At 40.2% G+C, this 15,117-nt stretch carries 13 protein-coding genes; 11 read left to right on the top strand and 2 right to left on the bottom strand.

Annotated elements, in window-relative coordinates:
• Positions 1-5: 5 nt before the first annotated feature.
• Entirely contained in the window at positions 6-1,691 is a 1,686-nt protein-coding gene (locus tag JMN32_RS12300; protein ID WP_202856624.1) for a hypothetical protein, read from the bottom strand.
• Positions 1,692-1,946: 255 nt separating this feature from the next.
• Between JMN32_RS12300 and JMN32_RS12295 the strand changes: the two genes are divergently transcribed.
• The 7 genes from JMN32_RS12295 to JMN32_RS12265 all read left to right on the top strand — a co-directional run bounded on the left by JMN32_RS12295 (position 1,947) and on the right by JMN32_RS12265 (position 8,241).
• Complete coding sequence (locus JMN32_RS12295) at positions 1,947-2,192, top strand: type B 50S ribosomal protein L31 (RefSeq protein WP_202856623.1); 246 nt, start codon at positions 1,947-1,949, stop codon at positions 2,190-2,192.
• Positions 2,193-2,383: 191 nt separating this feature from the next.
• Positions 2,384-3,571, top strand: coding sequence for a GlmU family protein (locus tag JMN32_RS12290; protein WP_202856622.1), 1,188 nt, complete (start codon positions 2,384-2,386; stop codon positions 3,569-3,571).
• 5 nt (positions 3,572-3,576) lie between these two features.
• Positions 3,577-4,695, top strand: coding sequence for a DNA polymerase III subunit (locus tag JMN32_RS12285; RefSeq protein ID WP_202856621.1), 1,119 nt, complete (start codon positions 3,577-3,579; stop codon positions 4,693-4,695).
• A 1-nt stretch (position 4,696) separates the two neighbouring features.
• Positions 4,697-5,647 carry a hydroxymethylbilane synthase gene (gene hemC / locus JMN32_RS12280; RefSeq protein WP_202856620.1) on the top strand — a complete coding sequence of 317 codons (951 nt, stop codon included), beginning with the start codon at positions 4,697-4,699 and terminating at the stop codon, positions 5,645-5,647.
• Positions 5,634-6,497, top strand: a complete 864-nt coding sequence (locus tag JMN32_RS12275) for a peptidylprolyl isomerase (protein ID WP_202856619.1) — start codon at positions 5,634-5,636, stop codon at positions 6,495-6,497. The genes hemC and JMN32_RS12275 overlap by 14 nt, the downstream gene beginning before the upstream one ends.
• Complete coding sequence (locus JMN32_RS12270; protein ID WP_202856618.1) at positions 6,497-7,402, top strand: SDR family oxidoreductase; 906 nt, start codon at positions 6,497-6,499, stop codon at positions 7,400-7,402. Before JMN32_RS12275 ends, JMN32_RS12270 begins: the two co-directional genes overlap by 1 nt.
• Positions 7,403-7,413: 11 nt before the next feature.
• Positions 7,414-8,241 (top strand): alpha/beta hydrolase, encoded by an 828-nt coding sequence (locus JMN32_RS12265; RefSeq protein ID WP_202856617.1) that lies wholly within the window; start codon positions 7,414-7,416, stop codon positions 8,239-8,241.
• Between the two features lie 17 nt (positions 8,242-8,258).
• On the opposite strand, the gene JMN32_RS12260 is transcribed toward JMN32_RS12265, so the two are convergent.
• Positions 8,259-8,720, bottom strand: a complete 462-nt coding sequence (locus JMN32_RS12260) for a hypothetical protein (RefSeq protein ID WP_202856616.1) — start codon at positions 8,718-8,720, stop codon at positions 8,259-8,261.
• 176 nt (positions 8,721-8,896) lie between these two features.
• Between JMN32_RS12260 and JMN32_RS12255 the strand changes: the two genes are divergently transcribed.
• The 4 genes from JMN32_RS12255 to JMN32_RS12240 all read left to right on the top strand — a co-directional run bounded on the left by JMN32_RS12255 (position 8,897) and on the right by JMN32_RS12240 (position 14,986).
• Positions 8,897-9,223 (top strand): PadR family transcriptional regulator, encoded by a 327-nt coding sequence (locus JMN32_RS12255; RefSeq protein WP_202856615.1) that lies wholly within the window; start codon positions 8,897-8,899, stop codon positions 9,221-9,223.
• Positions 9,216-11,843 carry an ABC transporter permease gene (locus JMN32_RS12250; RefSeq protein WP_202856614.1) on the top strand — a complete coding sequence of 876 codons (2,628 nt, stop codon included), beginning with the start codon at positions 9,216-9,218 and terminating at the stop codon, positions 11,841-11,843. Before JMN32_RS12255 ends, JMN32_RS12250 begins: the two co-directional genes overlap by 8 nt.
• 159 nt (positions 11,844-12,002) lie before the next feature.
• Complete coding sequence (locus JMN32_RS12245) at positions 12,003-12,332, top strand: PadR family transcriptional regulator (protein ID WP_202856613.1); 330 nt, start codon at positions 12,003-12,005, stop codon at positions 12,330-12,332.
• Positions 12,332-14,986 carry an ABC transporter permease gene (locus tag JMN32_RS12240; protein WP_202856612.1) on the top strand — a complete coding sequence of 885 codons (2,655 nt, stop codon included), beginning with the start codon at positions 12,332-12,334 and terminating at the stop codon, positions 14,984-14,986. The genes JMN32_RS12245 and JMN32_RS12240 overlap by 1 nt, the downstream gene beginning before the upstream one ends.
• The last annotated feature ends 131 nt before the right edge of the window (positions 14,987-15,117 follow it).

Raw genomic sequence — 15,117 nt, 5'->3', positions numbered from 1 at the left:
TACTCCTAAAACTCGTTTAAACGTTGGGGAATATTCCACCTCAGTGCAACTGAGGTGTAGTTAGTCTTTTGATTCAGTGCAGGTAAGTCACTATCCACCTTTCTAAAAAGGTGCTTTAAGTCAATAAAAAAGTTATGTTTCCATTGATAGGAAGCTGTAAAGTCAGCAAAGAAAAGATCATTACCTATTCCCTGACCAATTTCATTACCACGATCCATTTCCCGGGTAGTATTGCTTTTTAATATATTGCCTCCATAATTAACACCAGTAGTATCAGATCCATAATTAGCAAAGATCAACTTCCCTGTCAGTGTTAACCTTCCCAGAGGCTGGTACCTTGCCAGTGCTACAACCTCTGTAAAGTTCGCCCCTAGAGGATGCGCCAAAGGCTGTCTGTAATGAGAGTAATTATTGTAAATATCTCCATGGGAATAGGTGTAAGGCCTTGAAAGGTTACCTTCCAACTGCAAATCAAGATTATTAAGACCAAAAGCATCAATATATTCACCACCCAATTGAACCGAATACTTATTCGCCCACCAGCCATCTCCTTCCTTAAGATTTTCAAGCAGGAATTCATCCAGAACCAACTGCCCGTAGAATGAAACTTTTTTTGCAGCCAACCATTTAAAGTCCATACCCAAAAGCACATTATCCGAACTTCCATTCTGTTGTTCAACTGCCCGGTAAAAAATGATAGGATTAAGATACTTCAGTTCTATATGTCCATCGCTCAATGAATCTGCATTACTATAAATCACGGATTCAAATACACCCACATTTAGTTTTTTACCAATGTTTATACCCAGGTGATGCAGTGCCATATATTTTTTAGGGTATCTGCCATTACCTACCAGAGATTTGCCTGATGTAAGGACGTCAGCTGTCATTTCCGTAAACAAGTTGGTATAGTTTATTTTCCATACTTGAGTTTGCATTTTCAGGAAAAGATACGCAGGAGCATAATCAGAGAGTATCATTGACCTGTATCCATTCCCAACTTTAAACCTGTCGTGACCAAATTGTAAATTTATATGCCTGGTAGCTGCAAAACTGATATAACCTCTGGCAGTGAAATAATCGACACCATTATCTTTAAATTTTTTCCAGAACCCTTCATGTGGCACCACATTATTGCCTGAAAAAATATAAGTTCTCGTATATTGTGGGAATATGGCTTGATTTTCTCCTATAAATGAATAAAATCCTAACTTCCGATCTATCATTCCTCTTACTTCCACTCCCCGGGTGTTAATAAAAGTTTTCTCCTCACTCTCCGTTTCTCTACCTCCCCCAAAGTATAGTACAGGGTTAATGTGTAAGTCAAAATCCTTTGTATTTACGTGATAAAGATCAGACTTCAGCCTATAAAAGCGTTTTAGAAAAGGCTTGCGACTTGTATTGCCGGAACTATCCGCCCATTCCCAGTTATCATTACTCAAGTATTCAATATTAAACCTGTCAGTTGCCGACCATTGCACATCGCTATGCTTAAGGCTATCGACAAACTCAGCAATATACTTTCTCTGATAAGGCTTCCAGGCACTAAAAAAATCAGGGTATATCTTACCCCTTTGAATTTCATACCTATCTATTAAATGATAATAATCACTGTTCAGAGGTGCATTAGTGCTTTGCGCTAGCAGCATCCCTGGACCCATAAATAAAAAAACTAAAAGGAGACGTTTCATATAATATGTATTAACTTTCAAGTGTAATTCGGAAAGACCAAAGCAAGCTTCACCAGATTATACTGGCAACTTGCACATTTCATATAGCAGCAATATTCCTCCAGATCACTTAAGAAATTTGAATATCCTGCAAAATAAGGAAAAATAGTGTTTATCTTTACAGAATAAAGTTTTGAAAAGTTTTGCACTTAAACTTTAAATAGGTAATTTTGTGCCCTCTTTGGGAAGATTGAACAGAAAAGGTATTTATATAAAATGAAAAAAGACATACATCCGGAATACAGAGACGTAGTTTTCTACGACACTTCAAGTGAATACAAATTCATGACGAAGTCTACAATGACTACTGGAGAAACTATCAAATGGGAAGACGGTAACGAATACCCTTTGATAAAAGTTGAAGTTAGTTCTGCTTCTCATCCATTCTATACTGGTAAAAAACTATTTGTGGATACTGCCGGTAGAGTTGAGAAATTTAACAGAAAATACAGGAAGAAGTAATTCTATTATAGAACATTGAATTAAAAGTCTTCAGGATAAACTTATCTTGAAGACTTTTTTATTTTTGTACTGTGAAGCAACAAAACAGCAAACCCATCCCTGCTCAAATGAGCTACAAGACCAATAAAGGCCGGGATATGTTTTTGTAGCATGTTGCTGCGCAAGACCCCATTGACGGTAAACTGAAATACATGAATATTATTCTCTTCGATGACCCTTTCATCAGACAATCTCTCTTACCGCTAACGTTTACCAGACCGGTAGCAGAAATTCGCGTGGGAATACTCACCATTTCTGACAAGTGGGATAAGAGGCTAGAAGGTAATATTTCCTTTCACACTACTGACTACCTTACGGAAAAATATCCTTTCCTGAGCGGCAGTAACCAAATATGGATAAATGGAGCACTTTGTCCCAACCAGGGGTTAATACAGGCAATAGGATCTCTGCCTGCTGAAACAGCATTAGCACAAGATGGGACTATACTGGCGGCACACACCAGCTCAAATAAATATGACCATCTAAAAACATTAAAGCAACAGCAATTCGCTGGTGAGGCTGTAATTATTGACCAGCCCTGGAAAATATTCAATGAAAATGCCGCCCAACTCAGGCTTGATTTTGACCTACTCACACACGATCGCATCTCTGAGGATATTATAGATCCTCACACTGTAGTTTATGGAGAAGAAAACCTTTTTGTGGAAGAGGGAGCCAGTATAAGAGCTGCAATTATCAACGCAGAAACCGGCCCTGTTTATATAGGTAAAAATGCATCAGTTAACGAAGGCGCCATTATCAAAGGTTCTTTAGCGTTATGTGAAGGCGCCCAGATAGGCATGGGAGCTAAAATGCGTGGAGACTCCACAATAGGACCATACTGCAAGGTTGGTGGTGAAGTGAGTAACTCAGTAATGTTTGGCTACAGTAACAAAAGCCATGATGGTTTTTTAGGCAACTCCGTTATCGGAGAGTGGTGTAATTTAGGAGCTGATACCAACACCTCTAACCTCAAAAATAACTATGCTGATGTTAAAATTTGGGATTACCAAAAACGTGGGTTTAAAAATACAGACCAAATGTTTTGTGGACTGATTATGGGAGACCATTCGAAATGTGGTATCAATACTATGTTCAATACCGGAACCGTGGTAGGGGTATCTTCCAACATATTTGGCTCAGGCTTCCCAAGAAACTTCATTCCATCTTTTTCATGGGGTGGTGCCAATGGCTTTACTACCTACAAACTTGATAGGGTTAATGAAGTTATAGATGTGGTCATGCAACGACGTGGTATGATATATGATAGCTCCGAACAGGATATTATAAAAAATGTTTTTGATATAACCGCCGAATTCAGGTACTGGGAGAAAAAATAAAGCTTATGCAATTTGCCAATATCAAGGGGCAGGAAGATGTTAAAGAAAGGCTAATCAATGCTGTAAACCATGGACAGGTTGCTCATGCACAGTTGTTTTTAGGCAAACCGGGTAGCCCTAACCTACCTATGGCTCTGGCCTTTGCCGCCTACCTCAATTGTACCAACAAAAGCGAAACCGACTCATGCGGAAAGTGTCCTTCCTGTTCTAAAAATACTAAATTCATTCATCCGGACATGCATTTTGTTATGCCTGTGAGTGCAACAAAAAATATTACTGGGAAAGATGTCGTAAGCACGAGCTTCCTGAAAGAGTGGAGAACATTCCTTACAGAATCACCTTTTGGAAACCTTGACAACTGGACAAGTGTATTTGGAGGTGAAGACAAACAAGTTAATATTTCAAAGGAAGAAAGCCGTCAGATCGTTAAAAATCTATCTCTAAAGGCTTTTGAAGGTGACTATAAGATTATGATCATCTGGCTACCAGAGTATATGCACCCCTCTGCAGCCAATGGCATATTAAAAATACTAGAGGAACCACCAGAGCAAACTATTTTCCTACTAGTTTCCAATGATGCTGAAAAGCTATTAACTACAATCCTTTCACGGACTCAGATTGTTACAATACCCAAATATACTGACGAAAATGTAGCCGCTACGCTTGTAGAGCAGTATAATGTTGATTCGCAAAAGGCAGCAGAACTTGCCCATTTAGCCGACGGAGACCTTAACCAGGCCATTAAACTAATTAGCAACCTTGAAGATAACAGTCACCAGTTATTTACCGACTGGATGCGAGACTGCTTCAAAAAAGACTACACTCAGCTTGTCAACCGCAGTGACCAGTTCCACAGCATGAACAAAGTGGCTCAAAAGAGTTTGTTTGTGTACGCCCTGAACATGTTGCGCGAATCACTGGTTTACCAGGCCGCACCACAACTTAAAAGAGTCAGTGGTAAAATCGATAGCTTTATCGAAAATTTCAGTAAGGTCATGGATGGAGACAAGGTGAGCAGAATTTCTTCATTAATTAATGAAGCACATTATCATTTAGAGCGAAATGCAAGCCCAAAAATGGTGTTTTTAGATCTTTCATTACATATCGCCAGAATAATCAAATAATATGGAAAAAATCAGAATAGGGACGCGAGGAAGCAAACTGGCCCTTTGGCAAGCCGATCACGTGGCAGCTTTGCTAAAGCAAGGAGGAATTGAATCTGAAATAATCACCATTGATACAAAAGGTGATAAAATATTAGATGTTTCAATTTCCAAGATAGGAAGTAAAGGGGTATTTACCGAGGAGATAGAAGAACAACTTCAACTTGGTAACATTGACATTGCCGTGCATAGCGCTAAAGATATGCAATCAGAATTGCCCCAAGGCTTTGAGCTGATTGCTTTTACAGAACGAGAAGTAGTAAATGATGTTTTGGTGGGTATGGATATGTGCCTTTCTCTAGACAAAGAGGACATTGTGGTGGGCACCTCTTCTACTCGCAGGGTAGCCCTTTTAAAACATTTTTATCCTCATGTGAAGACGGTTTCCGTTCGAGGCAATCTACAGACGCGTATCGCCAAAATGAAAGATGGTGTATGTGATGCCCTACTTCTGGCCTACGCGGGTGTACACCGCATGGACTACGATGACATGATAATCTCAAAACTGCCACTGGATAAATTTATCCCCCCTGTAGGGCAGGGAAGCGTAGCGGTAGAATGTTACACCTCACTACACGAAGAGAAAAGGCAGGCTATACGCAAATATGTAAACCATGAAAATACCGAAAAAAGGTTGCGTTGTGAGAGAGGCTTCCTGAAAACACTTCAGGGAGGATGTAGCATACCTGTTTTTGGACTTGCAGATCTTCAGGAAGATACACTCACTATAAAAGGTGGGATAGTTGATCTGGAAGGAACAAAAATCATAAGAAAAAGAATTATGGGGTCTGCAGAAAACGCTGAATCCATTGGTCGGGAACTGGCCGAAGAAGTGCTAAAAGCAGGTGGAGATAAAATTTTAGAAGATATAAAAGAAAAGTTAAATCAAAAACAAACTCATGAGAGCAAGTAACTTCTTATTGATGCTGTTGCTGGCTGGTACAATGCTTTTTAGTGCCTGCGCTTCAGAAAAAGATTACCTGATAACCATTAAAACTGAATACGGCGATATGCACGCCATTCTTTATGATGAGACTCCCCAGCATAAAGAAAACTTCGTTAAACTGGCTAAAGAGGGTTTTTATGACAGCTTGTTGTTCCATAGAGTAATTGAAGATTTCATGATCCAGACCGGAGATCCTGATTCTAAAAATGCAAAACCTGGCAGGCCGCTTGGTTCAGGAGGCCCCGGATACCAAATTCCAGCCGAATTCGACAAAGACTTCTACCATGCCAAAGGAGCCTTATCGGCCGCCAGAACTAACAACCCTGAGAAAAAATCAAGCGGCAGTCAGTTTTACATTGTTCAGGGCAAGAAATGGACTGAAAAAGAGCTTACTACCGATATGAATAAGTGTGGCGCTGCTGCCAGACAGCTCATGGAAAGAGGAGACCAGGACTCTGTAAAACAAATGTTAATTAACATTTACCAGACAGAAGGCCCTGAAGCCTACGGCAATAAACTGATAGAGATGCGCGACTACATTTCTGAAGTAATGCAAATGGACCTTACCAAAGAAATTGCCCCCGAAAGATTAGAGACATATACCACGATAGGTGGAGCACCTCATCTCGATGATGAATATACTGTATTCGGTAAGGTAATAGATGGATTAGAGGTTATTGACAAAATAGCTGCTCAACCTACCGACCAGCGTGATCGTCCTACTTCTGACATCAGAATGATGGTTGAAGTAGAAGAAATGCCAAAGAAAAAAATAACCAAACTCTACGGTTACGAATTTCCAAAAGAAGACAAGTAATGAAGGTACTGATAACAGGCTCCAACGGTCTGCTAGGTCAAAAACTAGTAAAATTAATGTCAGGCAAAACGGACATTGACGTAATTGCCACAGCAAGAAACTCTGACCGGCTTCCTGAAAATTATGCCGACTATGAGTTCCACCCGCTGGATATTACCGATGAGGCAGCTGTGTTAGAAGTGGTAGGCAAATACAAACCAGACGCTATCATTAACACAGCCGCCATGACTAATGTAGATCAGTGTGAAACCGAAAAAGAAGGTTGTATTGATCTCAATGTCAATTCAGTAAAATATCTGATCAAAGCTTGTGAAGAAACCGGAGCACACCTGGTACACTGCTCAACAGATTTTATTTTCGATGGCTCCCATGGACCATTGGACGAAAATGAAAAGCCCAATCCAGTGAATTTTTATGGAGAAAGCAAACTGGAAGCTGAAAACCTGATTATCAATAGTAATATCTCCTGGGCAATTGCCAGGACTGTACTGGTATTTGGTATTGCTAATGATATGAGTCGTTCCAATATCATTTTATGGGTAAAGAACAGCCTCGAAAATGGCAAAGAAATTAATGTAGTGGATGATCAGTGGCGTACGCCTACACTTGCTGAAGATTTGGCTATAGGATGCTATCTCATTGCCAAAAAGAAGGCCAAGGGCATTTACAACATTAGCGGCAAAGACATGCTTACGCCATATGATATGGCTATCAAAACCGCTGATTTCTTCAAGCTTGACAAAAGCCTGATTCACAAAACAGATGGATCGAAGTTCAAACAGCCCGCCAAGAGGCCTCCAAAAACAGGGTTTATCATTGATAAGGCCCGCAAGGATCTGGGGTATGAACCTCATTCTTTTGAAGAAGGACTTGAAGTGCTGAATGAGCAAATGCAAACGGCTTAATTTGTAAATCTATGAAGATGGGAAATCGCCTTAAAAAACTCATCTTTATAGCTACTACGCTTTATCTGATACTCGTTATGGCCGCATTTCTATCCCAGGAGAAATTGATATTCCATCCGGAAAAGCTACCAAAAAACTTCCGGTTTGACCTCGCTAAAGGTGGAGAGGAATTATTTCTTACCACCGAAGATCAGGAGAAAATCAATGCCTTATTCTTTCCTGGTAATAAAAGTGAGGTTATCTTGTACTTCCACGGCAATGCAGGAAGTCTGGCGGGCTGGCAACAAGTAGCTGATGACTTCACCTCACTCGGTTACAGCATTCTAATCATCGATTATCGCGGCTACGGGAAGAGTTCTGGAAAAATTACAGAAAAAGGCTTATACCTCGATGCCTTTGCTGCGTTTCACTTTCTAACTGATAAGAAAGACTTCTCCCCTGACGAGATCATTATTTATGGACGCTCTATTGGCAGTGGTATAGCCACTGACTTGGCCAGTAAACGTCTCACAAAAGGGTTGGTACTGGAATCTCCATTTTCAAACCTGAAAAAATTAGCTACTCAAAAGATGCCTTTCCTTTTTCCTTCGCTATTTCTACAGTTCCATTTTGATAACATCGGCAAGCTTGATTCTGTTAATTGTCCAATACTGCTGATCCATGGAGGCAATGATGCCCTAATTCCTGTTTCTCATGCACAAAACCTTCATAAGGCCTATTCTGGTAAAAAGAAACTGGTGATTATACCGCAAGGCACACACAATGACTTAAGCCTGTTTGACAAATATCATGAAACATTAATATTGAGCCACGAATTCTTCTCCCCTCAAAACAAATAAGACTATTTATCCAACGCCTACACCAAGCCTCCATCAAGCGTATCAGTATCCACTGTCTTTTTCTTAGGTATTTTACGCGCCTCCAATATTCCCCGTACGAGATAAGTAATGATTATACCTTTGATCAGCCACCCCTGATAAAGCGTATTGATATCAATAGAGGCAATTAATGCAATGTTCAGAAGATACAACACCAAACCTAAAATAACAGCCGTTTGTGGCTTGGATTTCGTCCATAAGGCTAACAAAATGTAAATAATTGCTATGATCGAGTAAAACACCAAAGACACAATATCATTGGCCAATACACCAGTACCATAAAGGATGGCATATAAAAAGAAGAGTGCTGCCAAAACATACAGTGTATTTCTGGAGGTCTTCACGTGCTTTTCGGCTATTTCCGTACGACTGCGCTCAAGTATTTCCTGAGCTTTCGCTTTTTGATCTGCTAAAGAATTGCCTTCTTGATTTTCTGCCATTGTCTACCTGATTTACGATGTTCAAAATACTAAATAATCACATTTAACATCATTTTTTCTGGTTTTATAAAGTCACTGAAACCAATCGTTTGCCACACATCAACCAAACATATGTTTCTAAAAAGCAGAACAAATTAAATTTAACTCTGTATATTAGTTCTACAATTTAGAATATAATGAAAGAAACACGTTTAGGAGAGTTTGAAGAGGTACTACTCCTCTTGGTTGGCATTTTGGGAGATGAGGCCTATGCATTTAAAATTGCTGAGGAGTTTGAATCACAGACTCAAAGGGCAGTATCAATAGGAGCAGTACACTCAACACTTAACCGACTATCAGAAAAAGGGTTCCTAACCTCTGAAATGGGTAATTCATCTCCCGAAAGAGGTGGGCGCAGAAAACGCATCTACACCATAACTGCAACGGGAAGACGAGTGCTTATAGAAGCCCGGGACTTCAAAACATCACTCTGGGAACAATATCCAGGCTTTGCCAATGGATAATAACAACAACCATACGGCACCCCGGTTAGCTGAGGTTCTACTGCTCTGGTTCCTAAAAGAGGAATTAGCAGAAGAAGTACTGGGTGATCTGGAAGAGAAATTTCATTATACCGCTGTACACAGGTCAGTACTGCGGGCTAAGGTCAACTACTGGTATCAGGTATTCCAATACCTGCGGCCATTTGCTATTAAAAATTATCGGTCAAATAACTCAAAACTCAACATCATGTATCAACACAACTTCAAGATCAGTCTTAGAAATATTCTTAGAAACAAAGGCTATTCATTAATTAACTTGGGAGGACTTACGGTTAGCCTGACTGTCGTAATTCTCATTGGCCTATGGACCTACGATGAACTTTCATTTAATAGCTACCATAGCAATATGGACAATATCTCTCAGGTAATGATGGCATATCACAGTCCTGGAGAGGATATTAAGGTTGGTTCCTCCCTGCCTCCCGCTCTTGGCACTTTGCTAAAGGATAACTATTCTAATTATTTTGACGAAGTGGCCATGATACGCTCACGGCCTGAAGAAAGAATTTTCACTTCTGATAAAGGTCACTTTACAGAGTCAGGGTACTTTATGCAACCTGCAGGTGCTAAAATATTCAGCCTAAATATGCTAAAAGGAGACATCAATGGGTTGAAGGATATGCACTCCATACTTATATCCGAAACCCTGGCTAAAAAACTGTTTGGAGATAAAAATCCACTGGATCAGTCGATAACTATGGATGGTAACACCAATCTCGTGGTTGCAGGTATATATCAAGACCTCCCACACAACACCAGTTTTAGTAATGCTTCATACTTTGCTCCACTGGACCTTTACATCCATGGGTGGTCTGACTTAACAGCTTGGGACAATTACTTTATCCACACTTATGTACAAACCAAACCCAATGTAAAACAATCAACAGTATCCTCACTGATCAAAGAACTCATGTTACCCCATACGGATGAAGAATCAGGCAAACGATATCTTTTTCTTCTTCCCATGGATAAATGGCACTTACATTCGGAATTTGAAAATGGACAACCTGTCAATGGTAAAAGGCTCAAGTTTGTCTGGCTCTTCGGTGCTGCTGCAATTTTTATTTTAGCTCTGGCCTGCATCAACTTTATGAATTTAAGTACTGCAGCTGCCGAGAGGCGCGCTAAGGAAATAGGCATAAGGAAAAGCCTTGGTTCTCTACGCATGCAGCTCATGAGTCAATTCCTAATTGAATCTTCCCTTCTAGCATTTTTAAGCTTTTTATCAGCCCTGATTATTGCGACCCTTGTCCTCCCCTGGTTTAACAACATAGCAGTTAAGGAAATAACCCTTCCGGTAAGTAATCCCTGGTTTTGGTCATTTGGAATAGGCCTCTCCCTTATAACGGGCCTGCTATCAGGCACTTACCCAGCACTCTACCTATCAGCGCTTCATCCTATAAAATCATTGAGAGGCGGATTCAATGCGGGTAGAAAGGGGGTTTTATTTCGAAAAACACTGGTAATTTTCCAATTTACCATATCCATACTACTCATAAGCGGCACCATATTGGTATATCAGCAAATCCAACATGCCAAAGACCGTCCCTCAGGTTATTCAAAGGCCAACCTTTTGGTAATTCCCAAGCGATCAGGAGAGATGTATGGCAAATACCAAACCTTCAGAACAGAATTAAAGAAATCGGGCGCTGTAATGGAAGTGGGAGAAGCTAATTACCCCATCACAAATACCTTAGGAAATAATAATGGTTTCGATTGGGATGGAAAATCGCCCTCATTTGACCCCTCATTCAATACAATAGTGGTCAACTATGATTATGGAAAAACAATTGACTGGGAAATAACCGAAGGCCGCGACTTTACCAGCGACCTTCCTTCTGACGTTTCCAAATCAGTTATTATTACCGAATCAGCAAAAAGGCTGATGGGATTTGACAAAGCTGTTAGTAAAGAGCTCCGTTTTTCCAGAGATTACTTTGGCGGCAACAGGTTTACCATTGTAGGAGTTGTTAAGGATATGATTAAAGGCGACCCTTTCCAGGCTCCACGACCCGCAATAATGTTTTTAACGGATCATGAGCTCCCATTTATGTTCGTAAGGCTTACCCCTGAACTTCACATTGCCGAAGCTTTAACCCGTATGGAAACAGTAGTCAAAGGTATTGCACCGTCAGCACCCTTTAACTATAATTTTATAGATGAGGAGTATGGTGCAAAGTTCAGGGCTGAAGAGCGGGCTGGCAAACTTGTCTCTATATTTGCCATCCTCGCCATTTTTATCAGCTGCCTCGGGATGTTCGGGCTTGTCTCGTTTATTACTGAAAAAAGAACTAAAGAAATTGGCATTAGAAAAGTATTGGGAGCTTCACTATCTAACCTTTGGCGGACCTTATCTCTGAATTTCATTTATCCGGTTATCATCGCATGTCTTATCGCTTCACCCATTGCCTATTATATTTTTAGCAACTGGCTTCACAGCTATGATTACAAAATCGAGATCTCCTGGTGGGTATTTGGAATATCCGGTATGGCTGCAATTGCTATCACCATCATTACCGTAAGCTATCGCACTATTAAAGCTGCATTGTTAAATCCGATAAAGAACCTTCAATCAGAATAAGAGCCAATCCTGTAAAGTGTCTTAAAGATGAATAAATAGAATAAACAGGGTAATGTACATTTACCCTGTCTTCCATAAAAACTACATTTAAGAAAAAAATTATTCCGTTGTTCTTTTATAGAAAATCATTTTAACTACATTTGAGAAAAATATACAAAAATGAGTAAACATCATCTTGGAGAGTTTGAAGAAATCGTAATGCTGACGGTAGCAATTCTGGCTGATGAAGCTTATGGAGTAGCCATTATCAACGAAATGGAAAGTAGGCTCGGTAGGCAGGTAAGTATCGGAGCCTTACAAACCGTGTTAAGACGGCTTGAAAAAAAAGGGTACCTATCGTCGCAATTTGGTGAAGCTACCAATGTAAGAGGCGGTAAGCGGAAGCGTTACTTTTCACTAACCACTTACGGAAAAAATGTACTGACCGAAGTTAAAGAGCAACGACTTAGTCTTTGGGAAGCAATCCCTAACTTTTCATTAAACAAATAATGGATCAAATAAGCAACCCTACCCCACCCCGCTGGCCCAGCCTTTTTTTACGTTGGTATTGTCATCCAGACTACCTGGAGGATATTGAAGGTGACCTGATCGAAAGGTTTGAAACAACTACCAGAGTAAAAGGAGTAAAAGCGGCAAAATGGAACTACACAAAAGATGTAGCCCGACTCTTTAGACCCGGTATCATTCGTCCTTTATCAGGAAGTTATCAACTAAACCAATACGGAATGTTCAAAAATTATTTCAAAGTAGGTATAAGAAATATACTAAGGCATAAAGCCTTTTCTATAATCAATATTACTGGTCTGGCAATAGGTATAGCCTGTTGCCTGCTCATTTTGCTCTACATTAACGATGAACTGTCATATGACCGTTATAACAAGAATTTCGATCGTATATATAGGGTATTGCATGTCTATAGAAATGCGGAAAGCCCGGGAACTTTACCACCGCCTTCCCCGGAAGAATTCCAGGTTTGGGGCAGTGCACCCGTAGGCCCTGCATTGAAAGCCGATTTCCCGGAAATAGAAAGCTACTTCCGGTTCACCAGTCCTGTTGAGCTATTATTTGAACATGGAAGTAAAAGATTTCAGGAAGACAATATGGTTTTTGCTGACTCGACTGCTTTTGATATATTCAGTTGGAACCTCATTTCCGGAAATGCAAAAACAGCACTAAAAGAGCCTAACAGCATTGTACTTACCTTAAGTACGGCCATGAAGTATTTTGGCTATGACGAACCTTTAGGAAAAACCATTACTATAGACCAAACTGAAACGTTTGTAGTTACCGGCATTATGGAAGATGTCCCCTCTAACTCACACTTTACTTTTGACGGGTTGATCTCTATGACAACATTTCAAATCTGGCGACCAGAGATATTTGATGCATGGGGATATGTCGATTTTTATACTTACTTCCTGCTTAAAGAAAATACTCATATTGAGTCCTTAGAAAGCAGGATACCTGATTTCATTGAGCACAACGGACCCGAATGGTACAAAGCGGATAATACCATAGCCCTGGAACCTCTCTCTGATGCTTACCTGCACTCCAAGGCAGCAAGACAACCAGGGACAACCGGGAGCTACACCAACATCTATATATTTTCGTTTATTGCCGCTTTTATTTTGTTCATTGCATGTATCAATTTCATGAATCTCTCTACTGCCAGGTCTATGGAAAGGGCAAAAGAAATTGGTGTGAGAAAAACAGTTGGAGCTCAAAGGCACTCATTGATTGGCCAATTCCTTTTAGAGTCGATATTGTTAACTATACTGGCAGCCACTTTAGCCATAGCATTAATAGCCCTTGTACTGCCATTCACACGAGAGTTATCAGGTAAAGCACTTTTATTCTCAGACTTGCTTTCCTGGCAGTTCACATTATTGTTTGCTGTTTCTATCCTTCTAATAGGGCTTCTTTCGGGCAGTTATCCGGCTTGGATTTTGGTAAAATTCAAATCTTCTCAGGTACTAAAAGGCAATTACAAAACTTCCTCAGGGGGCACTTCATTAAGAAAGGTTCTTGTCGTATTCCAGTTTACGCTTTCCATGTCTCTAATTGTAGGCACCGCTGTTATTTATACACAGCTTAACCATCTGCGCACACAAGACCTGGGGTTCTCTGATGATCAAATGCTGGTTATTGATTTTGGCTGGGATGGTGCAGTACAGCGACAAGCCGAGTCTATCAAAGCTGAGCTAAAGGCACATCCAAAAGTTAGTAAGGTCAGTGCCTCCAGAGCTGTACCCGGGGCTTTCTTTCCAAATGCAGGCACAACCATCGAATCTGCAGACGGTGAAATGATCATGCATAACCCTGGAATTTACGAGATCGATCAGGATTTTATTCCGACCTATGAAATAGAAATGGCAGCGGGTAGAGCTTTCTCAAAAGATTTTCCTTCAGATACTACGCAAGCACTCATTATCAATGAAGCCGCCGCCAGATTGTATGGCTACACAAAAATGGACGATGTTATCGGTAAAAAATTCACTCAATGGGGACGTGAGGGCACAATAGTAGGGGTAGTAAAGGATTTCAATTACAAATCGCTCCACACCAAAGTAGAGCCCCTTTCTATTCGCTATGCTCCATCCAATTCGTTACGCCACTTATCATTAAAGGTATCTGCAGATGAAATGAACACAACTATTTCTGATATTGAACAGCAATGGGCACATTTAGTTCCACAGCGTCCATTTATCTACAGTTTTTTGGATGACAGCTTTAATAAGCAATATGAAGCAGATGTACGTTTTGGAAAAATCTTCACTGCATTCTCCGGACTCGCGATCCTGATTGCCTGCTTGGGTTTGTTTGGCCTTACGACATATGCAGCTGCCTTAAAAACTAAAGAGATAGGTATCAGAAAAATATTAGGCGCATCGCTATTCAGCATAGTAACCTTATTATCTAAGGATTATATCAAACTTTTTATTATAGCCGTACTCATTGGCATTCCCATATCATGGTTTGTTATGAACAGGTGGCTTGATGGCTTTGCTTATAAAATGCAGATGGGACCCGGGGTATTTTTTGTAGCGGCCTTCATCTGTATTTTCATAGCCCTAAGTACCATCAGTTGGCAGTCTATACAATCTGCTTTACGAAACCCTGTAGATTCATTAAAAGATGAGTAATTAACATGTAGAACAAGGGCAAAACAAGAGTTAAAACTGTAAAACCTTCAATTATTTACAAAACAGGTTACATCATTTGAAAAATTATGTAAATTGAAGACCCCACTCAATCAATTTACAGACCTATTCTA

Origin of the sequence: Fulvivirga marina, from assembly GCF_016775155.1 — a bacterium.
Classification (GTDB): Bacteria; Bacteroidota; Bacteroidia; order Cytophagales; family Cyclobacteriaceae; genus Fulvivirga; species Fulvivirga marina.
This window is presented reverse-complemented; position numbering and strand designations above follow the sequence as displayed.